Here is a 23,322-nt window from a genome sequence, read left to right on the forward strand (position 1 = left end):
TCTTAAGCCGCGGATCGCAGGATGCGAGGCCGACGCACTGGCTGCAGAGTAGCGGAGTCGGTTCAGTGCGCGAGCGCGCCCGCCGTGGGACCGCTCGCTCGCAGGGCACGGTGGCCGTCGGCGAGGAACGCGCGGTGCAGGGCATCCGCGGCCGCCGCATCCTCCGCGAGAAACGCGAGGGTCGGGCCGGAGCCGGAGACGATCCCCGCGAGGGCGCCGTGCGTCTCGCCGAATTCGAGCACCTCGGCGAGGTCGGGGCGCAGCCGCAGCGCGGGCGCCTGCAGGTCGTTTTCGAGGAGGTCCGCGAGCGCCCGCACGTCGCCGCCTCGAAGCGCGGTCAGCACTACCTCGGGCACCTCGGGCTCGTGAATCGGCCCCAAGGATGCGGCGTGCTTGTCGCGGTGCTCGTCAAGCGCCCGGTAGGTGGCCGGGGTCGACATGCCCTCGTCGCTGAACCGCAGCACCCACTCGAAGCGGCCCTCGGCGAGCGCACTCGTGAGCTCGTCGCCGCGCCCGGTACCGACCGCGACGCCCCCGCACATCGCGAACGGCACGTCGCTGCCGAGCTTCGCGCCGAGCGCACGGAGATCCTCGGCGGTGAGGTTCGTCTCCCACAGCGCGTCGCACGCGACGAGCGTGGCGGCCGCATCGGCCGAGCCGCCGCCCATGCCGCCCGCGATCGGCACGCGCTTCGTGATTTCGAGCGCCGCCTCGGCCGGATGACCGGTGGCCTCGGCAAGCAGGCGCGCAGCTCGGATCGCGAGGTTCGCCTCCCCCGTGTCGAGCCCGGATGCATCCACCGGGCCGTCGGTGTAGACGAGCGAGAGACCCGCGGCGGCGGTCGCCACGACGTCCTCGTAGAGGTCGAGCGCCATGAACGTCGTCGCGAGCGGGTGATAGCCATCCGCGCCGACCGGGCCCACCGCGAGCGTGAGATTGACCTTGCCCGGGGCACGGACCGCCACCCGCTTCGTCGTCATGTCAGCCGACCCTATCGGGCGAGCCGGATGAATTCCTCAATACCGAGCGCCTCGCCGCGCGCCGTCGGGTCGATTCCCACCTCTTCGAGCGCCGCGCTCGCCTCGGCCGCCGAGCCGTAGACGCTCGAGAGCGCCTGACGAAGCATTTTCCGGCGCTGACCGAAGGCGGCATCCACGATTCTGAACAGACGATCGCGCATCGATGTGTCGCCGGGTAGCTCGTCGTGTGCCGCGAAGCCCACGAGCACCGAGTCGACGTTGGGCACCGGCCAGAAGACCTTCCGGCCCACGAGGCCCGAGGTTTTCCACGTGCCGTACCAGGCCGCCTTAACGCTCGGCGAGCCGTAGACCTTCGAGCCCGGCCTCGCCGCGAGCCGCTCGCCGACCTCGTTCTGCACCATCACGACGCCGCGCTGCAACGACGGCAGCTGCGCGAGCAGGTGCAGCAGCACGGGCACCGACACGTTATACGGCAGGTTGGCGACGAGCGCGACCGGCTCCCCCGGCACATCCTGCACCTTGAGCGCATCCTCGTGAATCACCGTGAGGCGATCCGCGACAGGCGCGGCGAACTCAGCGGCGGTGTGCGGCAGCTGCTCGGCGAGGCGGCCGTCAATCTCGATCGCGGTGACGCGCGCATCCGCCTCGAGGATGGCTAGCGTGAGCGAGCCGAGCCCCGGCCCGACCTCGAGGATGTGTTCCCCCGGCTGGACCTTCGCGGTCGCGACGATGCGGCGGACCGTGCCGTGGTCGTGCACGAAGTTCTGGCCTAGCTTCTTCGTCGGCTGCACGTCGAGCTTTTCTGCGAGGGCGCGGATCTCGTTCGGGCCGAGCAGTCGCACGTCAGCCACGGCGGGCCTCCAGCCATGCGGTGCGTTCGGTCGGGTCGAACGGGCCGTAGAGGCCGAGCGTGTTCTCGGCGACGCGGGTCGCGAACTCGTCGACCTCGACGCCGAGGTGATCCGCCATGAAACGAATCGTGTTCGGGATGACGTAGGGCGCGTTCGGGCGCCCGCGCAGCGGCACCGGGGTGAGGAACGGCGCGTCCGTCTCGACGAGCACGAGCTCGGGCGGGAGCACCTCGAGCGCGTCGCGCAGGTTCTGCGCGTTCTTGAACGTGACGTTGCCGGCGAACGAGCAGTACCAGCCCTCGGCAGCGGCGATCCGTGCCAGCTCCGCATCCCCCGAGAAGCAGTGAAACACCGTGCCCGCGGGTGCGCCGACGCGCCGAAGAGTCTCGACGACCGCGTCGTGCGCATCCCGATCGTGGATCTGCATCGGCAGCCCGCACGCCTTCGCGATCGCGATGTGCGCCTCGAAGGATTCGTATTGGGCCGCGATCGCCTCATCGCCCGAGGTGCGGAAGAAGTCGAGGCCGGTCTCGCCGACGGCCGCGACCCGCGCATCCTGTGCCAGCTCGGCGATCTGCGCGAGGTGGGCATCGAGGTTCCCGGCCGCCGCGACATGCGGCGCCTCATTCGGGTGGATCGCGACGGCGGCGAGGAGGCGAGCATCCTCGTTCGCGGCCCACACCTGCCAGCGGCTCGAGGCGACATCCCCGCCGACCGTGATGGCGCCGAGGATGTTCACCTGCTCGGCAAGGTCCATGTGCTCGCCGATCTCGAGGCCGGTCTCGCCGTCCTCGATCTCGAGGTGGGTGTGATTGTCGTAGCAGGGCACCGCGAGCGGCTCGGGCAGATCCGGGTACTTCAAATCACGCCGCGCGCCGTTCTCGGCCTTCGCTTCGCGCTTGCGGGGATGCTGGCTATCCGTCGTCGAGAGATCGGCCACGACTTGATTAGTTTTCTTGCTCGATGCGCGGGAACAGCGACGCGAGGTCGCTCACGCGGCCGTTCGTGCGCCACTCGAGCGCGGTCTTCGGGGTGACGTCGCCGAGCGCGCCCTCGCCACCGATCGCAGCCCAGAGCTTCTCGGTTGCGATCGGGGTGATCGGGTTGAGGAGCACGGCGAGGACGCCGAGGCCCCGGACCGCGGTCGCGAGCACGGCGGCGAGCCGGTCACGGTTCGCGTCATCCTTCGCGAGCACCCACGGCTGCTGATCGGTGATGTAGAGGTTCAGGGCATCGACGAGCTTCCACACGGCGGCGATCGCCTGGTCGATAGCGAACCGGTCGACGGCCTCCTCCGAGTCGCGGATCGCCGTACGGGCGATCTCAAAGATCGCCTCGTCATCAACGTGCGACTGCACGTCGGCCGGGATCTCCCCGTCGAAGTACTTCTTGACCATGCTGATCACGCGCGAGGCGAGGTTGCCGAAACCGTTCGCGAGCTCGGCGTGGTAGCGCGCGCTCAAGTCCTCCCACGAGAACGAGCCGTCCTGGCCGAGGTGAATCGCGCGCATAAAGTAGTAGCGGAACGCATCCGAGCCGAACACATCCGTGATCTCGGTCGGCTCAATACCCGTGAGCTTCGACTTCGACATCTTCTCGCCCCCGACGAGCAGCCAGCCGGTCGCGAACACGCGCTTCGGTGGCTCGATGCCCACCGCGAGCAGCATCGCGGGCCAGATCACCGCGTGGAAGCGCAGGATGTCCTTGCCGACAATGTGGTTCGCGGGCCAGCGACGCTCGAACTGGCCGTCGCCATCGCCGTAGCCGATCGCGGTGAAGTAGTTGAGCAACGCATCCACCCAGACGTAGACGACGTGGGACTCGTCCCAAGGCACCTTGATGCCCCAGTCGAAGCTCGTGCGCGAGATCGACAGGTCGTGGAGGCCCGACTGCACGAAGCTGACCACCTCGTTGCGGGCCGAGGTTGGCATGATGAAATCGGGGTGCGCCTCGTAATAGTCGAGCAGCGGCTGCTGCATCGCCGAGAGCTTGAAGAAATAGTTGCGCTCCTTGAGCAGCTCCAGCGGCTTCGAATGGATCGCGCAGACCTTCTGCCCCTCGTACTGGCCCTCGCCCATGACGATCTCCGACTCGGGCTTGAACTCCTCACAGCCCACGCAGTACAGCGCCTCGAACTCGTCCTCGTAAATGAAGCCGGCCTCGTAGAGCTGCGTCAGGAACTTCTGCACGCGCGTCTCGTGGCGCTCTTCCGTGGTGCGAATGAAGTCATCGTTCGAGAGGTTCAGCGTCTTGAGCAGCGGTCGCCACGCCTCATTAACGAGCTTGTCCGCCCACTCCTGCGGCTGCATGTTGTTCGCCACCGCGGACCGCATGATTTTCTGCCCATGCTCGTCGGTTCCGGTGAGGAACCAGGTGTCGTCCCCACGCTGACGGTGCCAGCGCGCGAGCACATCCGCAGCCACCTCCGCGTACGCGTGACCGATGTGGGGCACGTCGTTGACGTAGAAGATGGGAGTAGTGACGTAGAAAGATTCGCCAGAAGCCATGCGGATCAGTCTAATGCTTGCGCTCTCACGCAATTACCACGTTACGAGGGTGGTGTGGGTGTGTTGGCTGGCGCGTTGTTGCCGCCCTCCGCAAAGCCGTCACTCGATGCACTCCGGGGCCTGCAGAATGCATCCAGCGACGGGCCTGCGCGGGAAGCCTCCGCAAAGCCGTCACTCGATGCACTCCGGGGCCTGCAGAATGCATCCAGCGACGGTCCTGCGCGGGAGGTCTCCGCAAAGCCGTCACTCGATGCGATCGGCGGCGAGGGCAGCCTCGTAGAGGTCGCGCTTGCGCAGGCCCGTCGCCGTCGCGACTTCGGCCGCCGCGTCCTTGAGCCGCATCCCCTTGGACTGCAGCTCGAGCACCCGGACGAGCGCCGCATCCTCATCGACGGCACCGGGCTCGGCGCCGGCAACGAGCAGCACGATCTCGCCGCGCACTCCTTCGCGCGCCCATTCGGCAAGCTCGGATGCGCTGCCCCGCACGGTTTCCTCGTGGAGCTTCGTGAGTTCGCGGCATACGACCACCTGGCGGTCAGGATGCGCGGCAGCGAGACCTTCGAGCGTCGCGGCAAGGCGATGCGGCGATTCGTAGAAGATGCTCGTGCGCGGCTCGTCGCCGAGCGCCGCAACCACGGCAGCGCGCTCCCCCGCTTTCCGCGGCATGAATCCCTCGAACGTGAATCGGTCGGTCGGCAGGCCCGACACCGCGAGCGCGGTGATCACGGCACTCGGCCCGGGAACCGAGGTCACCGCCACATCCGCCTCGATGCACGCGCGCACAACGGGGTACCCCGGATCGGAGATCGCCGGCATGCCCGCATCCGACACGAGCACGACATCCTGCGTCGACGCGAGCTGCGCAATCTCGGCGGCGAGCTCGCGCTCGTTGTGCTCGTGCAGCGCGATGAGTCGCGGCCGCGACTCGATCTCGAGGAGGTTCAGCAGCTTCGCGGTAGTGCGAGTGTCCTCGCACGCCACAATCTCGGCCGCGCGCAGCGTCTCGATGAGGCGCGTCGAAGCATCGCCGAGATTTCCGATCGGAGTGCCAGCGAGGATGAGCATGAGGTCGTCTTTCTGAGGTGGAGCCGAAAAATATGGAGGCGGAGATGAGGAGACCCGCCCCTACTCCCACCCCGGCAGCCAGTGTGTGAGATGCCAGTACCACGTGGGAATCTGGATGCCGCTCCAGACCGGGTAGAACATGAAGGACACGAGTACCCCGAGCCCGAGGAAGATCGCGACGGCCGTGACCGCGGGCGTGCGGCTGCGTCGATCATCCTGCGGCGAACCCGCGAGCGTCTGCAGCGCGAGCGCCGCGGCGAGGAACATGAACGGCAGCCACGCGATCACGTAGAAGTGGTAGACCGCGGTGCGCCCGGTAATGAGCCACGGCAGGTAGCCCGCCGCGTAACCGATGACCGGCGCGACCGTCTGCCAGCGCCGATGCACGAATAGCATCATGATGAGGAACACGATCGCGATCGTGCCGAGCCAATAGAACAGCGGATTCGACAGCGAGGTGATCGCCTCGACGCACTGTGTCGATGCGCAACCGTGCTCACCATACGAGTAGTAGTCGTAGGAAAATGCCGTGGGCCGCAACAAGAACGGCCACTGGACCGGGGCGGATGCGTATGGATGGTCGGCGCCGAGGCCCGAGTGGAACTTCAAGACCTCGGACTGGTAGTGCCAGAAGTTCTGGAACGACAGCGGCACCCATTCGAGCATCCCGCCCCACGCGCGCGACGCCTCCTCCTGCACCCAGTTCGCGTAGTAGCCGGCGCCGGTGCGGAACCAGCCGAGGAACGTCACGAGGTACAGCACGATCGAGATCGGAATCGTGAGCAGGAACGAGGCCCAACCCTGCTTCAGCACCGCGCCCGAGAGCCAGAACGTGATGCCGGCTTCCTTGCGCGTCGCCGCATCGATGCCGATGGTCACGACGCAGAAGATCGCGAGGAAGTAGGCGCCCGACCACTTGATGCTCGCGGCGGCCGCGAGCGAGAGCGCCATCGCGACGAGCCAGGGCCGATTCCACAGGATCGGTCCCCAGTCGGGCCCCGGCACGCGGTCCGCGCGCGGTCGAATCGTGAGCGACCATTTGCTCCGCGGCGCCTCGAGCGGGATGCGCGGGTCCTTCGCGTGCTCTCGCTCGCGCCACGCCTTGGTCCAGCCCAAGATCTGTCGCCGCTGATCGTCGCGGTCATAGAGCAGGAAGAGGAATCCCAGCAGCACGAAGAACATGAGCAGGCCATCGAGAATCGAGATCCGACTCGTGGCGATCGCGTGGCCGTCGAGCGCGAGGAACCCCGCCGCGATCGCGGCGAGTCCGATCGAGCCGAACAACTTCTTCCCGACGAGGTACAGCAGCGGCACTGCAAGCGAGCCGAATACTGCGACGGCGATGCGCCACGCGAACGCGTTCTCCGCGCCGAAGATGAGCATCCCCCAGCCGATGAGATATTTACCGAGGGGTGGATGCACGACATACGACGGGTCGGTCGTATAAGCATTGACGTCTCCCGCGGCAAACAGGTCGCGACCGTTCTCGGGCCACTCCGCCTCGTAGCCGAGGTTCGCGAGCGTCCAGCCGTCGAGCACGTAGTAGACCTCGTCGAACACGAGGTTTGCGGGATGCCCGAGGCGGATGAACCGCGCGAGCGCCCCGATGAGCGTGATGATGCCAACGAGGATCCATTCGGTTCGTCGTTGCAACTGCGGGGTCGCCGTCCACCGCTGCCAGAGATCGTCGGCCCAGGAACCGGTCGGCGGCTTGATGCGCCGTGATCCGGTCCGCTGTAGATTCGAGGTCGCGCTCACCCGCCCCATCGTAGGCGTTCCTCGTATTGAGGCGAGTCCGACGCGAGTGCGACGCCGTACCCGCGCGACGTACCCCGCGACGTAAGATTGAACATCCATGCTTGAGATCACGTACCCGCCCGAGCTCCCCGTCTCGCAGCGCCGCGAAGAGATTGCCGCGGCCATTCGCGACCACCAGGTCGTCATCGTCGCGGGCGAGACCGGCTCCGGCAAGACGACGCAGCTGCCGAAGATCTGCCTCGAGCTCGGCCGCGAGTCGATCGGGCACACCCAGCCCCGCCGAATCGCGGCGCGCACGATCGCGGAGCGCGTCGCCGAGGAACTCGATACCGAAGTCGGCGACCTCGTCGGCTACCAGGTGCGCTTCACCGATGAATCCTCGAAGGCGACCAAGGTCAAGCTCATGACCGACGGCATCCTGCTCGCGGAGCTGCGTGGCGACCGCAACCTGAGTCGTTACGACACGATCATCATCGACGAGGCGCACGAGCGCTCCCTCAACGTCGATTTCCTCCTCGGCTACCTCAAACGGCTGCTGCCGAAGCGCCCGGATCTTAAGGTGATCATCACCTCGGCGACGATCGACCCCGAGTCGTTCTCGAAGCATTTCTCGGATGCGCCGATCATCGAGGTCTCAGGCCGCACCTACCCCGTCGACGTGCGCTATCGGCCGCTGCTTGCCGATGCCGAAGACCCGGATGCGCCCGGTCAGGACCGCGACGTGTTCGAGGGCATCGTCGCGGCGCTCGATGAGCTCGAGGGCGAGGCGCCGGGCGATGTGCTCGTCTTCCTGCCCGGCGAGCGAGAGATTCGGGATGCGGAGGATGCAATCCGCGGGTCGCTCACTGGCCGTCGCCGCGCGGCAACCGAGGTGCTCCCGCTCTACGGCCGGCTGAGCGCACGGGATCAGCATCGCGTGTTCGAGAAGGGCCGCGCGCCAGGGGTGCGCCGGCGCGTCGTGCTCGCGACGAACGTCGCGGAGACCTCGCTGACAGTGCCCGGCATCGCATACGTGATCGACACCGGTGAGGCGCGCATCTCGCGGTACTCGACTCGCGCGAAGGTGCAGCGGCTGCCGATCGAGCCGATCTCGCAGGCATCGGCGAACCAGCGCTCGGGTCGGTCGGGTCGTACTCGCGACGGCATCGCGATTCGGCTGTACGGCGAGGATGATTTCAACTCGCGTCCCGAATTCACCGACCCGGAAATTCTGCGCACGAACCTCGCGAGCGTACTGCTGCAGATGCTCGAGCTCGGCCTCGGCGCGATCGAGGACTTCCCATTCCTCACTCCGCCCGACAGCCGGGGTGTGAAGGATGGCGTGGACCTCCTTCGCGAGCTCGGCGCGATTCGTGGCGGCACTCGGGCTTCGCGCGCCGTCCCCAAGCTCACCCGCATCGGCCGCGACCTCGCCCGCCTGCCGATCGACCCGCGCTACGGCCGCATGGTGCTCGCCTCCAAAGAACTCGATGTCGCACGCGAGATTCTCATCATCGTCTCTGGCCTCACGATTCAGGACATCCGCGAGCGCCCGCTCGAGCATCGTCAGCAGGCCGACCAACTCCACGCGCGCTTCCGCGATCCGACGAGCGACTTCTTCACACTGCTGAACCTCTGGAACTACCTCGAGGCGCAGTCGCACGCCCTCGGCTCAAGCGCCTTCCGCCGCCTGTGCAAAAAGGAATTCCTCAACTTCGTGCGCTTCCGCGAGTGGCAGGACCTCTTCCGGCAGCTGCGCGAGGCGACCCGGGGACTCGGGTTGCGCATCCAGAGGCCGAAGCACGAAACCGCCCCCGGCGCCGAGATCGCGCCGAACGCCGAGCCCGGCGCGAACGCAGATGCGGTGCATAAGGCGATGCTGACGGGCCTCCTCAGCCACATTGGTGTCTACGACCAGGTCAAGCGCGACTACAAGGGCGCGCGCAACACGCGCTTCCGCATCTTCCCCGGCTCGGGCCTCGCGAAGTCGAACCCGGATGCGGTCATGGCGGCCGAGCTCGTCGAGACCTCGGCGCTGTTCGCGCGAACGGTCGCAAAGATCGACCCGGCGTGGGCCGAGGAGTTCGCGGGCGATCTCGTAAAGCGCCAGCACGCCGAACCGCACTGGGAGCGAAAGCAGGGCCAGGCCGTCGCGCTCGAGACCGTGACGCTGTACGGCGTACCGCTGGTGAAGGGTCGCCGCGTTGGATTCGCGAAGATCGACCCGGTCTGGAGCCGCGACCTGTTCATCCGCCACGCGCTCGTCGAGGGTGACTGGACCGGACACTATCCGTTCGAGCGGAAGAACCGGCAGCTGCGGCGGGAGCTCGAGGAACTTGAGGAACGGACTCGCCAGCGCGGGCTCATCGAGGACGACGAGGTGCTCATGGAGTTCTTCTCCGAGCGCATCCCCGATGACGTCGTCTCGCAGGCGACGTTCGATAAGTGGTGGCGCGAAGCGCAAAAAACGCAGCCGGACCTGCTCACCCTCACCCGCGCGGACCTCCTCGGCGAGGACGTCGACGAGGCCGACGACGCGCAGTTCCCGCGCGTGTGGAAGCAGGGCGAGCAGCAGCTCAAGCTCCGGTACAAGTTCGACCCGAACTCCGCCGACGACGGCGTGACGGCGACGATTCCCTTGCCGCTACTCGCCATGTTGCAGCCGGATGGCTTCGACTGGCTCGTGCCGGGTTTGCGCGCCGAGCTCGTGACCGCGCTGTTGCGGTCGCTGCCGAAGGTCATCCGCCGCAACTTCGTGGCCGCCGCCGACTGGGCCGCGAAGCTCCTCGAGGAGTCCGCGAACGAACGCTCCCTGAGTGCGGGCGGAGCCCGTGTATCGAAGGGTGCGGACGCATCCAACCGCACGTTGAGTAGTCGCGATAGCGACGTATCGAAACGCACCATCGCGACCGCCCGCCCAGACCTCGCCGAACCTGTCGACGGCACCCTCACCGAGGTCCTGCGTGTTCACATGCAGCGCGCGGCGGGCATCCGCTTCGACGTCGAGGAGTTCGATCTCGCGAAGATCCCCTCGCACCTGCTCATGCGGTTCCGCGTGGTGGATGATTCGGGTCGCGAACTCGGCGCCGGTAGCGACCTCATCGCGCTGCAGCAGCGACTCAAGCGCGCCTCCGAGGCCGCGCTCATCCACGCGACGACCGCGGACGCGGCCCGCTCCCCTCGCCACACCGCCGAGGGTGGTCTTCGAGTAGGTGCCGACGGCACCGTATCGAGAAGCGGCACTCGGGAATCCGACACCGGCCGATCCCCGCGTGCCGGCGAAGCCGGTGTATCGAGGGGAGCAGCCGAAGCCAACTTCGACCAGCGCGAAATCACCGCTTGGCCCGTCGATGAGATTCCCGAGTCCTTCGAGATCCGCCGCAAGCACGGGGTGATCCGCGCGTGGCCAACGCTGCAGCTGCGCAAACCGGCGACCCCCGCATCCTCGCCGATTGACCTGGTGCTCGCGACCACGGCGGACGACCAGCAGCGCGAGCACCAGCGCGCGGTCGCGGCCCTCCTCGCCCGCTCGGTGCCCACACCCGCGAGCTACGTGCAGTCGCACCTGACCTCGCACGAGAAGCTGTCGCTCGCATCCAGCCCGTACCAATCGACGGATGCGCTGCTCGCCGATGTACTGATCGCGCTCGCGAATGCGGCAATGCCCGAAGAGCCAGTAAGTACTCGGGCTCAGTTCGAGGCGCTGCGGGATGCGTTCAACGCGACACTCGTCGACGCGATGTTCGCCGCGGTCAAGCTCGTCGCCGAGATCCTCAAGGCACACCGAGAGGCGCTGGCCGCGATCAAGAATGTGAACGCCCTCGCCTATCTCGGCTCGCTGACCGATGCCAAGGCGCAGCTCGAGGGCCTCATCTTCGACGGCTTTGTGTCGCGCACCGGGATGGATCAGCTGCGTCATCTCCCCCGCTATTTGCGCGCGGTGACGTATCGCCTCGAGCGGCTGCAGTCGGGCGCCGCGACCGAGCGCTCCGGGATGCTCGAAATCGAAAAGGCCACCGAGCTCTACAAGGCTGCTGGCGGCGAGATTCCGACCGGCCCGAACGCGCCGGCAGGTTTCGTGCAGGTTCGCTGGATGCTCGAGGAGTTTCGCGTGAGCCTCTTCGCGCAGCAGCTCGGCACGGCCCAGACCGTGTCACTGAAGCGCATCCGCGCGGCGCTCAGCGCTTAGTGATCGTTGTCGGCCACGTTGGGCACGGCAGCTTCACCGAGACCTTGAATGAACTCATTTAATTCTTCGAGCCTGGCGTCGACGTATCGACCGGCCCTCGCATCTGCCCAGCCTTCATCTGCAGCGCTTCGAAGCGCGGTGAGCGAGTCGCGCAATCGGGCGTAGTGGTCGTCGGCGTCAACCAACTCGACCGAACCATCACGCACCTCGGTAAGGCGTCGGTTGACCTCTTCGTGCCAAGCCTCATCGATTTCACCCGTGTCTGGACCTTCGTGGAGGCTTTCGATCAAGACATTCGCGACCACCGCACGCTGGTCAGCGTCGAGAGTGAGAGCCTCTCGAATGAAGTTTGCGGTGTCTGGTGTCATGCCCCAAGTTTACGACGTGCGACCGACAAACACCGAAGGCAAAAAGTCTCCGCGTGACTTCAGCAGAACTGAGGTCACGCGGAGACGTGATTCCCTATTTAGTTAGGCGGCAACGGAAGCTGCCACCGCGGATCGGAGCTCGAAGCCGCGATAGTCGTTATCGGCGATGTCCTTGAGGATGTCGCGATAGTTCTTCAACCCTCCAACGTAGAACAGCACCGACCGGGTCTTCCCGGCAACATTGGCACCGAAGATCCACGAGTCAACCTTGCCGAAGACGGTCATGTCCGCGATTTCGCTGCAGGTCTTAGTCCACTCGTCGACCGACTCCTGGCTCGGCTCGATCGAAGCAAGGCCGTTGTCCTCGGCGTGCTTGATGAAGTCGGTGAACCACTCGACCTGGGTTTCGATGCTGGGCACCAGGTTGGTGAACGGCCCGTTCGGGCCGAGCACCATGAACCAGTTCGGGAAGTTCGCGGTCGCGACGCCCAGGAAGCTGGTCGGCTGCCCGTCCCAGTACTCGTTGATATGGATCCCGTTCCGACCGCGGATGTTCATCCGACGGTAGTTGCCGTCCACCGCGTCGAACCCGGTGGCGAAGATGATCACGTCAAGCTCGTGCACGGTTCCGTCAGCGGTGCGGATGCCGTTCGGCACGATTTCCTCAATCGGCGTCTCCTTCAGGGCGACGACGTCAACGTTGTCGCGGTTGAAGGTCTCGAAGAATCCTCCGTCGCAGAGCGGGCGGCGGGCGTAAAGGTCGGTCGGAGTGAGCTTGCGGGCCTTTTCCTCATCCTTCACGGTCTCGCGGATTTTCGAGCGGATGAACGCGGCGGCAGTCTCGTTCGCCTCAAGGTCGGTCGCGATGTCACCAAACGTGCCAAACATGAAGCGGAACCCGCCGCCTCGCTCCCAGGCCTCCTGGTACACGCGCTGGCGTTCCTCCTCCGACACCGAGAGCGCGGGGGTCGTCGACTCGTCGAACCCGAACGCAACGGCCGAGTTCTTCACCTGATCCCAAATCGCGTCAAAGTTCTCCCGCGTCTCGAGCACCTCGGCCTCATCGACCGGGCGGAAGCCCGAGGGCACCGAGTACTGCGGGGTGCGGATGAAGTGCGTCAGGTGCTTCACCTTCGGACCGAGCGCGGTGACCACCTGGGTGCCGGTAGAACCGGAACCGATTACGCCGACGCGGAGCCCGGTGAGGTCCTTCCCCTCCGGGTACGCACCGGTATGCAGGATCTCGCCCTCGAAGGTGTCCATACCCTTAATATCGGGCAGGTTCACGGCCGAAAGCAGGCCGAGCGCGTTCACGACGTACTTGGCGCGATACACGTCTCCCTTGCTCGTGGTTACTTCCCACAGCTCGGCGTCTTCGAGGTAGATCGCCGAAGTCACCTCGGTGTTGAACTCGAAGTATTGCCAGAGGTCGTAGCGGTCCATCACGCGCTCGATGTTGGCCAGGATGTCCGCCTGCATGAGGTAGGTGTTCGACCAGGTATCCTCCTGCAGCATCTCCTTGTCGAACGAGAATCGGTAGATGTGGCTTTCCGTGTCCGACATGGCGCCCGGGTAGCGGTTCCAGTACCAGGTACCGCCGGGGCCGGCGGCCTTATCGAAGGCCTTGACGGTCATCCCGAACTCGTTTCCGAGTCGGTGAGTGGCCTGAATGCCGCCGAATCCGGCGCCAATGACGATTGCGTCAACAGTCTGTGTCGTCGTTGTGGTGCTCATTGCATGTCCCATAAATCCAGAAATCGAATGTCGGCTATCGTGCCGAGCCGTACCAGTCGCGGATGCGGGCCAGTTCTTCCGTGACCACGTCCGAGCGACCCGCGAGGAACGGGAAGACATGCTGCTGCCCCTCCGCGATGTTGACGGTGATGTCCACGCCCGCAGCTTCAGTGCGTTCCTGCAGTCGCGTGGCGTTGTCGACGAGCGACTCGACGCTTCCCGCGTTGACGTAGAGGCGGGGGAACCCGGTGAAGTCGGCGTAGAGCGGGTTCGCGAGCGGCGTGCGCGGATCGATCTTGTCGCCGAGCACACCCGCGATCATGCCGGCAAGGAGCTCGGGCGTAATGAGCGCATCCGTGTCGTTGTTCGTCTTGAGGGTCTCGCCCTCGTTCTCCATGTCGAGCCACGGCGAGAAGACGATTACCTGGCCGGGAGTCGGCTTGCCCTGCTCCTTGAGCGCGAGGGGGATCGCGATGGCCAGGTTTCCGCCGGCGGAGTCACCGATGGTCGTGATGTTGTTCGGGTCGATGCCGCGTTCCACCAGCGCATCGAAGACAGCGACGCCGTCTTCGATCTGCGCGGGGTGCGGATGCTCCGGGGCACGGCGGTAGTCGAGGACAAAGCTGGTGACGCCGAGCGTCTTCGCGACGTGTGCCGCGACCTTACGGTGGCTCGAGGCCGAGCCGACCGCGAACCCGCCGCCGTGAGTGAAGAGCATCACCTGCGACTCATCGGCGCCCGCGGGGAGGCACCAGATTCCGGGAACGCCACCCACGACTTCCTCGCGGTAGGTGACGTCTTCCGGCTCGACGGTCGGCTGGTGCCACTCATCGAAGATCGAACGGAAGAGGCGCATCCCCATCGTGGGGTTGTCAGTCATGAGCGTCGTCCACTCGGCGTAGAGATCCCGTAGTGCGTCCGACTTGATAGCAATGTTGCTGGTCATCGCAAACTCCTTTGTTGTCTTCGTTGTCAGCGTGAGTTCGGCGTTCCGTGTTCGCGACTTCGATGTCTGCGATACGGATGGCAACGCCGTGATGACAACACTAGGAATTCGTAGGCGTGTTCCGGTGTTCCGAAACGGAACAGGGCACCTACCAACCACCAATACGTCTCGAGCATCAATCGGCGCAGCATTGGTCTCACCCGGGCCCCGTATCTGGCGCATAATGGCTGATACCAATCTTCACGGTGACAATGAGGTGACCTCGTGCGAAATGGTGATTCACACCCTGCTCAATTGCTGCGATCCGTTCGCGAGCAGCTCCTGACAGTGGGGGTCGAGGTCGCCTCGATCAGTGACGCCAACCTGGATCCCGTCATCGAACGCAGCTGGCGCCGCACCGTCTCGTCAGGCGATGTGGTGCCGGATGCGCATCCCAAGTTTCGGCTCGACGACGTGCGTCAGTCTTCGCCGGAGCGCCTGATGAAGGCCAGCGGCGAGGTCTTTTCGCGATGGCACAGCAGCCTCGTCGGGCAGCCCGTTTCCATCCTGTTGAGCGACCCTGCGGGTCGGATCATTGCTCGCCAGACCGAGGAGTCGAGCGTGCTTCGCCGCCTCGATCGCGCCTACGCCAGCGAGGGCTATGACTTCTCCGAGTCGTCCATCGGCACAAACGGTCTGGGGACCGCGCTGGAAGAGCGAAACGCGATTCTGATCAACGGTGCGGAGCACTTCAGCGACGCGCTGTCCGGCCTCACGTGCGCGGGGATGTCGATCCGCCATCCCGGCACTGGCCGACTACTGGGCTCGATCGCACTTGCCGCTCCCGAGCGGGCCGCGCATCCGATGATGCTGGCGATCGTCAAGCAGGTTGCGAGTGAGCTGGAATCCGCGATCGCGAATCAAGGCATCCCTGAACATATTCGGGCGATGTTGGCGCTTTTCCTTGGCACTTCACCCACGAAGACGGTGCTCGCGCTGAGTCGAGATGGCGTCTACAGCACCACCGGCGGATTGTCGCTCCTGTCTGCCGAGACCCACGTGAAAGTGTGGGAGCACTTGCAGTCGCTCGACTGGAGCAGTAATTCCATTCAACCCGTCACGATCGGCTATTCGACCGGCACCGCGCGTCGGTTGTATGACGCCCGAGAAGACACCGTGTACGGCATCGAACTCGATAACCGCACTCTGGTATCGGGACACTCGAACAACTGGCACGCTCAGCGAATCGCGGAGCTCAACGAGGCGACGGATCTTTCTGCCACAATCGCGGTCACGGGCCCCAACGGTGTGGGCAAAGTACACCTCACGAGGGAGTGGCTCTCGCAGCGACACGGGGTGACCCCCACCGTCGTGAGCCACGCCACCGATCAGGATGCCGACCGGCTGCAACGCGAGCTGGCCTCGGGCAGTTCGATCATTCTTTCCGAACCGGAGCTCCGCTTCGAGCGCGCTGAGGGCTCAGAGCTCCTCAACCTCTTCCGTCACCAGAACAGGCCCGGCCGCGGACACCTCATCATCACCACGAGCGATAGCGCAATGCCTCGGATGCTCGAAAAGCGCAGTGGCCTGCGCATCCCGAACATTGCGCTCCAGCCGCTGATGGGCGACGTCGATCGGATCACGGAAATCGTTGCGGAATACGGCGAGCGTGAGGGACTCGTACTGTCCGCTGCCGCAACGCAGGCCCTATTGCGGTGGAATTGGCCGGGAAACGTCCGCGAGCTCACGTCGCTGCTGACTCACCTCAAGCGGACGCACGGTGGCAACGTCGTTGATGCCGAGGCCCTTCCTGCCGAGATGCGGATGCGCGCTCGATCGCTCTACGGCCTGGCCGCATCCGAGTACCGAAGCATCGAAGAGGCGCTCGAACGCACCGGCGGAAACCGCAGTCGTGCGGCCGAACTGCTCGGGATCGGCCGGACCACGCTCTATCGCAAGATGCGGGAATACGGCATCGGCGCCACCCAGCGTCTCGCCGAGTAGGCGCCACAGCGAACGGCGACTCCCCGGAACGAACGGCGACTCCCCGGAACGAACGGCCGCTCCCCCAGACGCGATTTAGGGCGAACGCGATTGCGGCGAACGCGTATGAGGCGGACGCCACCGGCGTCCGCCTCATACGCGGGATGCGAACCTAGTTCAGGCGTTCGCGCCGCTAGGAACCGGCGCTTCCTGCGTGGCCGAGGACTGCCCTGCCCACGCGAGGATCGCATCCCGGTGCTCGTCGAGCTGCGGCGGGGCGAGCCGATACTGCAGGTCGTATTCGCTGTAGTTTACCGGGTTCCGGACGGTCGCGAACCGACGCTCCCCCTCGCCGACCTGCGTGACCGGATCGAGCCCCAGAGACTCGGCGAATTTCAAACCACCCAGGACGTCATTGATGGGCCCGCACGGAATGCCGGCCGGGCTCAGGAGGTCGAACCACTCTTGCGTGGTTCGCTGCTGCAGGATTTCGGTGAGCAGCGGCTCCAGCTGCGCGCGGTTGTTGCTTCGATCTTTCGCTGCCGCAAACCGCCGATCCGTTGCCAGGTCCGGTCGTTCGAGGAGGTCGCACAGGAGGACGTACTGCCGGTCGTTACCGACCGCCAGAACGATTCGCCCGTCCGAAGTCTCGAACGGTGCGTACGGATAGATGCTCGGATGCTCGTTGCCCATGCGCATGGGCGAGGCACCGGTGAGCGCGGCCGCTCCAGTCTGATTGGCCATGCAGGACAGCGCCGTGGCCATCAGGTTCGTGCTGATGCGTTGCCCATTGCCGTGCCGTTCCCGATCCAGCAGTGCGGAAACGATACCGATCGTCAGGTGAAGTCCCGTCATGACATCGAACATCGCGATGCCCGCGCGGTACGGCTCGGTATCGACGTCACCCGTGATGTGCATGTGGCCGGATGCGGCCTGCACGAGCAAGTCATACCCCGGCAGGTCTTTCCCGCCGGTTTCCCCGAATCCAGTCACCGAAGCCACGATGAGATGCGGAAACTCGCGTCGAACGTCGTCGTGCCCGAGACCGAGTTTCTCCAGCCCACCCGGCTTGAAGTTGTCCACCATGACGTCGGCGCGCGCGAGGATCGCTCGGGCTGTCGCCAGATCCGCGGGATCGCGCAGGTCGAGCTGGATGTTGAACTTATTTCGATTAATCGAAAGGTAGTACGTGGACTCACCCTGATACACCGGGGGTTGCCACCAGCGAGTCTCGTCGCCAGACGGCGCCTCGATCTTGATGATGGTTGCGCCGAGGTCGCCAAGCAGCATGGTCGAGTACGGCGCGGCGAGGACCCGGCCGAAATCGGCGACCACGAATCCGGCAAGCGGTCCGGTCGACGAGGCGATGTATTCATCAATAACGGAGTTCAGTTCGCCTGCGTTGCGCATCATGGCGAGTCCTTTCAAAACAGTTCAACGTGCGCCGACTTCATTGACGTTGCGCATCGAGATCATTTACCTGGCCAGTGGCCTAGCGAACGAGTACCGTTCGCCCGCGGCTACGGCCATCTTCCATTGCGGTTAGTACGCCGTTCAAGGAGTCGAGCGACAGTTCCGCGGTCGCGATCGGGCTCCGCGGCAGCTTTCCTTCCTTGGCGAGATCGACGACGGCACGCAGGTCGTTGAGACCACCGACGTAGCTGCCGATGATGCTCACCTGCTGGATGACGGTGAGCGCGGTTGGCACGCGCAGCTCTCCGCCGAAGAGCCCGACCTGCACGATCGTTCCCGCACGCCGAATCGAATCGAAGGCGAGCTTCGAGGTCTGCGTGCTGTTGACGAAATCGATGATCGCGGCGGGCTTCTCGCCGACGATTTCCCCGATGTCGGAACCGTTGGTCTCATCACCGATGACGGCCGTCTTCGTAGCGCCGAGTTCCTTGGCGTACTGGAAGGTGCCGTCATGACGGTCCACGACAACGATGTTTTCGTGCCCGAGGGCGTGCAGCGTCGCGATGGCGGTGAGTCCAACGCCACCGGCGCCAATCACGAGAATCGGGTGGTCTGCCGGGATGTTCGACACCTTGCGTGCCGCCGAGTACGCGGTGACTCCGGAGCACGCGAGCGTTGCGCCCCACTCGGGATCGATACCGTCCAACGATACGCAGTACTTCGCATCCGGCACCCACACGGCATCCGCGTATCCACCGTGCAGCGCGACACCAAGCCCGCGATTCTTGACGGGGCACTGGTTCTCATTGCCGGTAAGGCAGGTCGCGCATTCTCCGCATCCGAGCCACGGGTAGACGACGACCTGCTGGCCGACTTGCAGGTCGGTCACCTCGTCCCCGACCGCCCGGACGGTCCCGGCGATCTCGTGCCCCATAATGAGTGGGTACTGCACACCTCGGTCAAGCAACGACAGGAACCCCGCGCTCCCCAAGTCGTAGCCACCGCTTCGAAGGTGCAGGTCGGTGTGGCAGACCCCCGCATGGGTGACGTCCACTAGGACTTCCCGGCCGGAAAGCTCCGGCTCTGCGATTTCGATTTCCGAGAGTTCCGGACCATCCGGACTCGTGACGGCGAATGCCTTCATCATTTCTTCTTTCTGTTCCGTCCTAGTTTGCGTCTTCGAAAACCCGGACAAGCTTCTGATTCGCGAATTGCGTGAGCCCAACCTCGCCGAGTTCACGGCCAACCCCGGAACGCTTTACGCCGCCGAAGGGCAGTTCTGCCGAGCTCTTGCTCACCGAGTTCACCCAGACCATCCCGGCCTCAAGCTCTGCGCTAATGCGCTCGGCGCGATCAACATCCGACGTATAGACCGAGCTGGAGAGACCAAAAGGCGAGTCATTTGCGAGCTCGATCGCGGTCTGCTCGTCGGGCACGCGATACACGACTGCCACTGGACCGAAGAGTTCCTCGCGGTATGCGCGGGCCGTCTCCGTCACACCGGTGAGCACAGTCGCCGGGTAGTAGCTGCCCGGGCCTTCGAGTCGCTCGCCACCCGTTTCGACATTCGCACCGTTCGCGACGGCATCGGCGACGAACTCCTCGAGGTCTTTCACGGCCGACTCGCTCGAGAGTGGGCCAAGGACGGTGGCGGGATCGGTCGGGTCGCCGGTCGGCACCTGCGACATGCCACCGACGAACTTCTCGACGAATTCGTCGTACACGTCATCGACCACGATGAAGCGCTTCGAGGCAGTGCAGGTCTGGCCATTGTTCACGAGCCGACCAGCGACCGCATCCTTTGCAGCCTTCTCGATGTCCGCATCCTCGAGGACGATGAATGGGTCCGAGCCCCCGAGCTCCAGCACAACGGGCTTGAGGTGACGACCCGCGAGCTCGCCAGTGCGTGCGCCAGCACCCTCCGAGCCGGTGAGCGACACGCCACGCACGCGATCATCCGCGATCATCTGGGCGACCTGGTCGTGTGAGGCGAAGACGTTGATATACGCGTCCTCGGGTAGCCCCGCGTCGCGCAAAAGCGACTCGAACATGACCGCACTTTGCGGGCAGTTGGATGCGTGCTTGAGGATGATCACGTTACCGAGGAGCAGGTTCGGTGCCGCGAAGCGCGCGACCTGGTAGTACGGGAAGTTCCACGGCATGATGCCGACGAGCGGACCAATCGGGTCGAGTCGAAGACGCGCGCGTCCGGGCCCGGCGACGTCGAGTTCCTCGCCGTCGAGTTGCTTCACCGCCGTCGTGGAGTAGTACCGGAAGATGCCGATCACGGTCTTGATCTCACCCCGCGCTGCCGCGAGGGTCTTTCCGATCTCCTCGGTCAAGACCGCAGCGAGTTCTTCCGTGCGTTCCTCAAAGAGTTCGGCGGCTCGGGCGAGAACGGATGCGCGGCGCTCGACGCTCTCTCGACGCCACCGGTTGTACGCCTGCCCCGACCTGGCAAGGACGCCTTCGACCTCGGAGTCGGCCAGAGCGCCGAACTCGCGAATCAATTCGCCCGTGGCTGGGTTAATCGTTTTGTAGTTACTCATCGAAGAATTGTCCTTTCAAGGATGCGATGGAGAAGTTAGTTGGCGAGCGAGGTGTCGAAACGGATGTTCCGCCCACCGGCGAGGCTCGCATCGGTGACTTTCTGACCGGGCAGCGGCTTGAAGGCGGTTTCCTTGAACCCAAAGAGCGCGGCGACGAACGACAGACCGGAGGCGAGCATCACGAAGAATGCCGGTGACTCGGCGATGCCCGTATTGGCAATGAGCCACTGCGAAATATAGGGAGCCGGACCGCCAGCAAGGATCGAGGACAAGTTGTACCCGATCGCGACGCCGCTGACTCGCAGCGACGCCTTGAACAGCTCCGTGTAGGCGGCGAGCAGGACGCCGAGGTAGGCGCCCTCGATGATTCCGAAGGAGACCTGACCGAGAACTGCGAAGACGAGACCCTGCTTCATCATCACGAAGAGCGGGTATGCCAAGACCACGAGGGCACCGGTGGCAGCCAGGAACACGGGCTTGCGACCGATCTTGTCAGAAAGGCGCCCGGCAAGCGGAATGGTGATGCCCGCAATGAGCAGCGACAGAACCGACGACCACGAGGCCATCGACTGGCTCATGATGTCCTGCGTCACGAAGTACGTGCTCATGTAGGTAAACGCGATGTAGTAGGCCGCGAATGATCCCAGGTTCATCAGCGTCACAAGGAAGACTTCCTTCGGCTGCTCTTTGAAGGTGGTCACCAGAGGCGACTTCTTCACCTGTGCTTGCGACTTCATGCTCTCGAATTCGTTCGACTCTTCCATGTGTCGACGAATAAGGAGAGCAACGACCCCGAGCACAACCGAGATTAGGAACGGAACACGCCAGCCCCATGTCATCATCTGCTCGTCCGAAAGCGCGGCGTAGAGGACACCAACCACGATGGCACCCAGACCGGTACCGATGACGAGGCCGAGATTGACGAAGCTCACGTCAAACCCGCGGCGACCTGTGGTGGACGACTCCGCGGTGTAGGTGGCCGCGCTGGCCATCTCGCCACCTGCAGCCAGTCCCTGCACGGCGCGAAGCAGCACGAGCAGAATCGGCGCAAGGATTCCCACTGCCACGTAGGTGGGCAGCAGACCGATCAGCGTGCTCGTTGCCGCCATGCCGACGACCGATATGACGAGCGACGGACGGCGACCGAACTTGTCGGCAATGTGCCCGAAGATGATGCCACCGAGGGGCCGGAAAAGGAAAGAGACACCGAAGACCGCGAGTGCGGACAGAAGCCCAATTCCAGGGTTGTCTGCGGCGAAGAAGATTGCCGCAATCGTGGTCGCCAGGAATGCGTAGACCATGTAGTCGTACCACTCGATGACGGTGCCCACGCTCGAGGCCAGCACCGCGAGACGTCGCTGCTTCTTCGACGGCGTAGCAATTGTTGATTCAGAAACCATGAGGAGAACTCCTTTGTTCGGGACGAGGTCAATCCTGCTCCTGACATCGATGCCTGTCCAATGCCTATAAAGTGATTATTGATGCTCGTCAATTATCAATAGTCAAACGGTTGGGTTGAGGCCCCGCCGAGAGGCGCGACTCGGCTGAAACTCGGCCGGGATCGCGCCCTTTCACACTTGACTCCGCCGCAGCACACTTCATTGTGCTGCCAGGACTGCCCGTCGTCGATGTTCCGTTGTGGAACAGTCGGACGAGCCATTGCGCATCCCAGCCACGGGTCTTACACTTTCGACTAGCGAAGCTCTTTTCGCTTTACGAAAACACAACGAGTCAGCGCGGACCCCACTTCTCCGTGGCTCGACCGACCTCCGCAGGAGCAGCATTTTGACCAGCACGTTCATTTACGACGCCGTCCGCACCCCGTTCGGGAAGGCCGCGGGCGGGCTCTCCGACGTCCGCCCCGACGACCTCGCCGCCACCGTCATGCGCGCAATCGTCGAGCGCACGCAGCTCGACCCGGCCCGCATCGAAGACGTCATCTTCGGCGACGCGAACCAGGCCGGCGAAGATAACCGAAACGTGGCCCGCTTCGGCGCGCTGCTCGCCGGCTTCCCGACCTCCGTGACCGGCACCACCGTGAACCGCCTGTGCGCATCCTCGGTCGAAGCCGTCATTCAGGGCTCGCGAGCGATCGAGTCGGGTGACGCCGAGATCATCCTCGCCGGTGGCGTCGAGTCGATGAGCCGCGCGCCGTTCGTCGTCGAAAAGTCGAAGAAGCCGTGGCCCGCCGTCGGCAACCAGACCCTGTGGAACACCTCGATCGGCTGGCGCATGACCAACCCCGCGCTCCCCACCCACTGGACGATCTCAAACGGCGAATCGGCCGAAAAGATCGCCGGTGACTGGAACCTCAGCCGCGAGGCACAGGATGAGTTCGCGGTGCGCTCGCACACCCTCGCCGCGAAGGCATGGGCTGACGGCCGCTACGACGCAGAGATCGTTCAGGTCGAGGGCCACGAGCTCGCGCGCGACGAGGGCATCCGCGACACCACGACCGTCGAGAAGCTCGGTGGCCTCAAGGCGCTCTTCGCGAAGGAGGGCACGGTCACGGCCGGTAACTCGTCCTCGATCAACGACGGCGCATCCGCCGTGCTGCTCGGCCGTGAGGGCCTCGACATCGGCGAGCCTCTCGCCCGCGTCATCGGTCGCGGCGTGCACGGCGTCGACCCCGACCAGTTCCCCATTGCCCCGATCGAGGCCGCGAACAAGGCGCTCGCCCGCGCCGGCAAGACCTGGGCGGACGTCGACTTCGTCGAGCTCAACGAGGCCTTCGCCTCGCAGAGCCTCGCGTGCATCGCGGGCTGGCCCGACCTCGACCCCGAGAAGGTCAACATCCACGGCGGCGCGCTCGCGATCGGTCACCCGCTCGGCGCATCCGGCGGCCGCATCATCGGCCACGCCGCCCACGAGCTGAAGCGCCGCGGCGGCGGTGTCGCGGTCGCCGCGATCTGCATCGGCGTCGGCCAGGGTCTCGCGGTCGTCCTCGAGCGCTAAGCCCGAGCGCGCATCCCGAAACCGTAACAAGAAAACCGCAACAAGAAAACCGCGTAGCCTCGATTC

The 23,322-nt window shown here is 65.0% G+C and carries 16 protein-coding genes; 3 read left to right on the top strand and 13 right to left on the bottom strand.

Annotated elements, in window-relative coordinates:
- Positions 1 to 62: 62 nt before the first annotated feature.
- The 6 genes from GMOLON4_RS07335 to GMOLON4_RS07360 all read right to left on the bottom strand — a co-directional run bounded on the left by GMOLON4_RS07335 (position 63) and on the right by GMOLON4_RS07360 (position 7,161).
- Positions 63 to 980 (bottom strand): 4-(cytidine 5'-diphospho)-2-C-methyl-D-erythritol kinase, encoded by a 918-nt coding sequence (locus GMOLON4_RS07335; protein ID WP_106486607.1) that lies wholly within the window; start codon positions 978 to 980, stop codon positions 63 to 65.
- Between the two features lie 11 nt (positions 981 to 991).
- On the bottom strand, positions 992 to 1,831 hold the full coding sequence (rsmA, locus tag GMOLON4_RS07340) for a 16S rRNA (adenine(1518)-N(6)/adenine(1519)-N(6))-dimethyltransferase RsmA (RefSeq protein WP_026936291.1): 840 nt from the start codon (positions 1,829 to 1,831) through the stop codon (positions 992 to 994).
- Complete coding sequence (locus GMOLON4_RS07345; protein WP_026936290.1) at positions 1,824 to 2,771, bottom strand: TatD family hydrolase; 948 nt, start codon at positions 2,769 to 2,771, stop codon at positions 1,824 to 1,826. The genes rsmA and GMOLON4_RS07345 overlap by 8 nt, the downstream gene beginning before the upstream one ends.
- A gap of 7 nt (positions 2,772 to 2,778) precedes the next feature.
- Positions 2,779 to 4,338 carry a methionine--tRNA ligase gene (gene metG, locus GMOLON4_RS07350; protein ID WP_026936289.1) on the bottom strand — a complete coding sequence of 520 codons (1,560 nt, stop codon included), beginning with the start codon at positions 4,336 to 4,338 and terminating at the stop codon, positions 2,779 to 2,781.
- A 243-nt stretch (positions 4,339 to 4,581) separates the two neighbouring features.
- Positions 4,582 to 5,403, bottom strand: a complete 822-nt coding sequence (gene rsmI / locus GMOLON4_RS07355) for a 16S rRNA (cytidine(1402)-2'-O)-methyltransferase (protein WP_026936288.1) — start codon at positions 5,401 to 5,403, stop codon at positions 4,582 to 4,584.
- A gap of 60 nt (positions 5,404 to 5,463) precedes the next feature.
- On the bottom strand, positions 5,464 to 7,161 hold the full coding sequence (locus GMOLON4_RS07360; protein ID WP_169516473.1) for a dolichyl-phosphate-mannose--protein mannosyltransferase: 1,698 nt from the start codon (positions 7,159 to 7,161) through the stop codon (positions 5,464 to 5,466).
- 97 nt (positions 7,162 to 7,258) lie between these two features.
- On the opposite strand from GMOLON4_RS07360, the gene hrpA reads away from it, so the two are divergent.
- On the top strand, positions 7,259 to 11,329 hold the full coding sequence (hrpA, locus tag GMOLON4_RS07365) for an ATP-dependent RNA helicase HrpA (protein WP_026936287.1): 4,071 nt from the start codon (positions 7,259 to 7,261) through the stop codon (positions 11,327 to 11,329).
- Here hrpA and GMOLON4_RS07370 read toward each other — a convergent pair.
- The 3 genes from GMOLON4_RS07370 to GMOLON4_RS07380 form a co-directional block, all read right to left on the bottom strand.
- Positions 11,326 to 11,697 (bottom strand): addiction module protein, encoded by a 372-nt coding sequence (locus tag GMOLON4_RS07370; protein WP_084147367.1) that lies wholly within the window; start codon positions 11,695 to 11,697, stop codon positions 11,326 to 11,328. The two genes, hrpA and GMOLON4_RS07370, sit on opposite strands and share 4 nt — an antisense overlap.
- 102 nt (positions 11,698 to 11,799) lie before the next feature.
- Positions 11,800 to 13,431, bottom strand: coding sequence for a flavin-containing monooxygenase (locus GMOLON4_RS07375; protein WP_026936286.1), 1,632 nt, complete (start codon positions 13,429 to 13,431; stop codon positions 11,800 to 11,802).
- A gap of 34 nt (positions 13,432 to 13,465) precedes the next feature.
- Positions 13,466 to 14,377, bottom strand: a complete 912-nt coding sequence (locus GMOLON4_RS07380) for an alpha/beta hydrolase (protein ID WP_026936285.1) — start codon at positions 14,375 to 14,377, stop codon at positions 13,466 to 13,468.
- Between the two features lie 294 nt (positions 14,378 to 14,671).
- On the opposite strand from GMOLON4_RS07380, the gene GMOLON4_RS07385 reads away from it, so the two are divergent.
- Positions 14,672 to 16,360 carry a helix-turn-helix domain-containing protein gene (locus GMOLON4_RS07385; RefSeq protein WP_026936284.1) on the top strand — a complete coding sequence of 563 codons (1,689 nt, stop codon included), beginning with the start codon at positions 14,672 to 14,674 and terminating at the stop codon, positions 16,358 to 16,360.
- Between the two features lie 156 nt (positions 16,361 to 16,516).
- On the opposite strand, the gene GMOLON4_RS07390 is transcribed toward GMOLON4_RS07385, so the two are convergent.
- The 4 genes from GMOLON4_RS07390 to GMOLON4_RS07405 all read right to left on the bottom strand — a co-directional run bounded on the left by GMOLON4_RS07390 (position 16,517) and on the right by GMOLON4_RS07405 (position 21,701).
- Positions 16,517 to 17,752, bottom strand: coding sequence for a CaiB/BaiF CoA transferase family protein (locus GMOLON4_RS07390; RefSeq protein WP_245575379.1), 1,236 nt, complete (start codon positions 17,750 to 17,752; stop codon positions 16,517 to 16,519).
- Positions 17,753 to 17,831: 79 nt separating this feature from the next.
- Positions 17,832 to 18,899 (bottom strand): alcohol dehydrogenase, encoded by a 1,068-nt coding sequence (locus GMOLON4_RS07395; RefSeq protein WP_211222681.1) that lies wholly within the window; start codon positions 18,897 to 18,899, stop codon positions 17,832 to 17,834.
- A 19-nt stretch (positions 18,900 to 18,918) separates the two neighbouring features.
- Positions 18,919 to 20,301, bottom strand: a complete 1,383-nt coding sequence (locus tag GMOLON4_RS07400; RefSeq protein WP_026936282.1) for an NAD-dependent succinate-semialdehyde dehydrogenase — start codon at positions 20,299 to 20,301, stop codon at positions 18,919 to 18,921.
- A gap of 35 nt (positions 20,302 to 20,336) precedes the next feature.
- Positions 20,337 to 21,701 (bottom strand): MFS transporter, encoded by a 1,365-nt coding sequence (locus GMOLON4_RS07405; protein ID WP_051266395.1) that lies wholly within the window; start codon positions 21,699 to 21,701, stop codon positions 20,337 to 20,339.
- A gap of 385 nt (positions 21,702 to 22,086) precedes the next feature.
- Between GMOLON4_RS07405 and GMOLON4_RS07410 the strand changes: the two genes are divergently transcribed.
- Positions 22,087 to 23,256 (top strand): thiolase family protein, encoded by a 1,170-nt coding sequence (locus tag GMOLON4_RS07410; RefSeq protein WP_026936281.1) that lies wholly within the window; start codon positions 22,087 to 22,089, stop codon positions 23,254 to 23,256.
- Positions 23,257 to 23,322: the final 66 nt, after the last annotated feature.

It is taken from the genome of Gulosibacter molinativorax, from assembly GCF_003010915.2.
Lineage (GTDB): Bacteria > Actinomycetota > Actinomycetes > Actinomycetales > Microbacteriaceae > Gulosibacter > Gulosibacter molinativorax.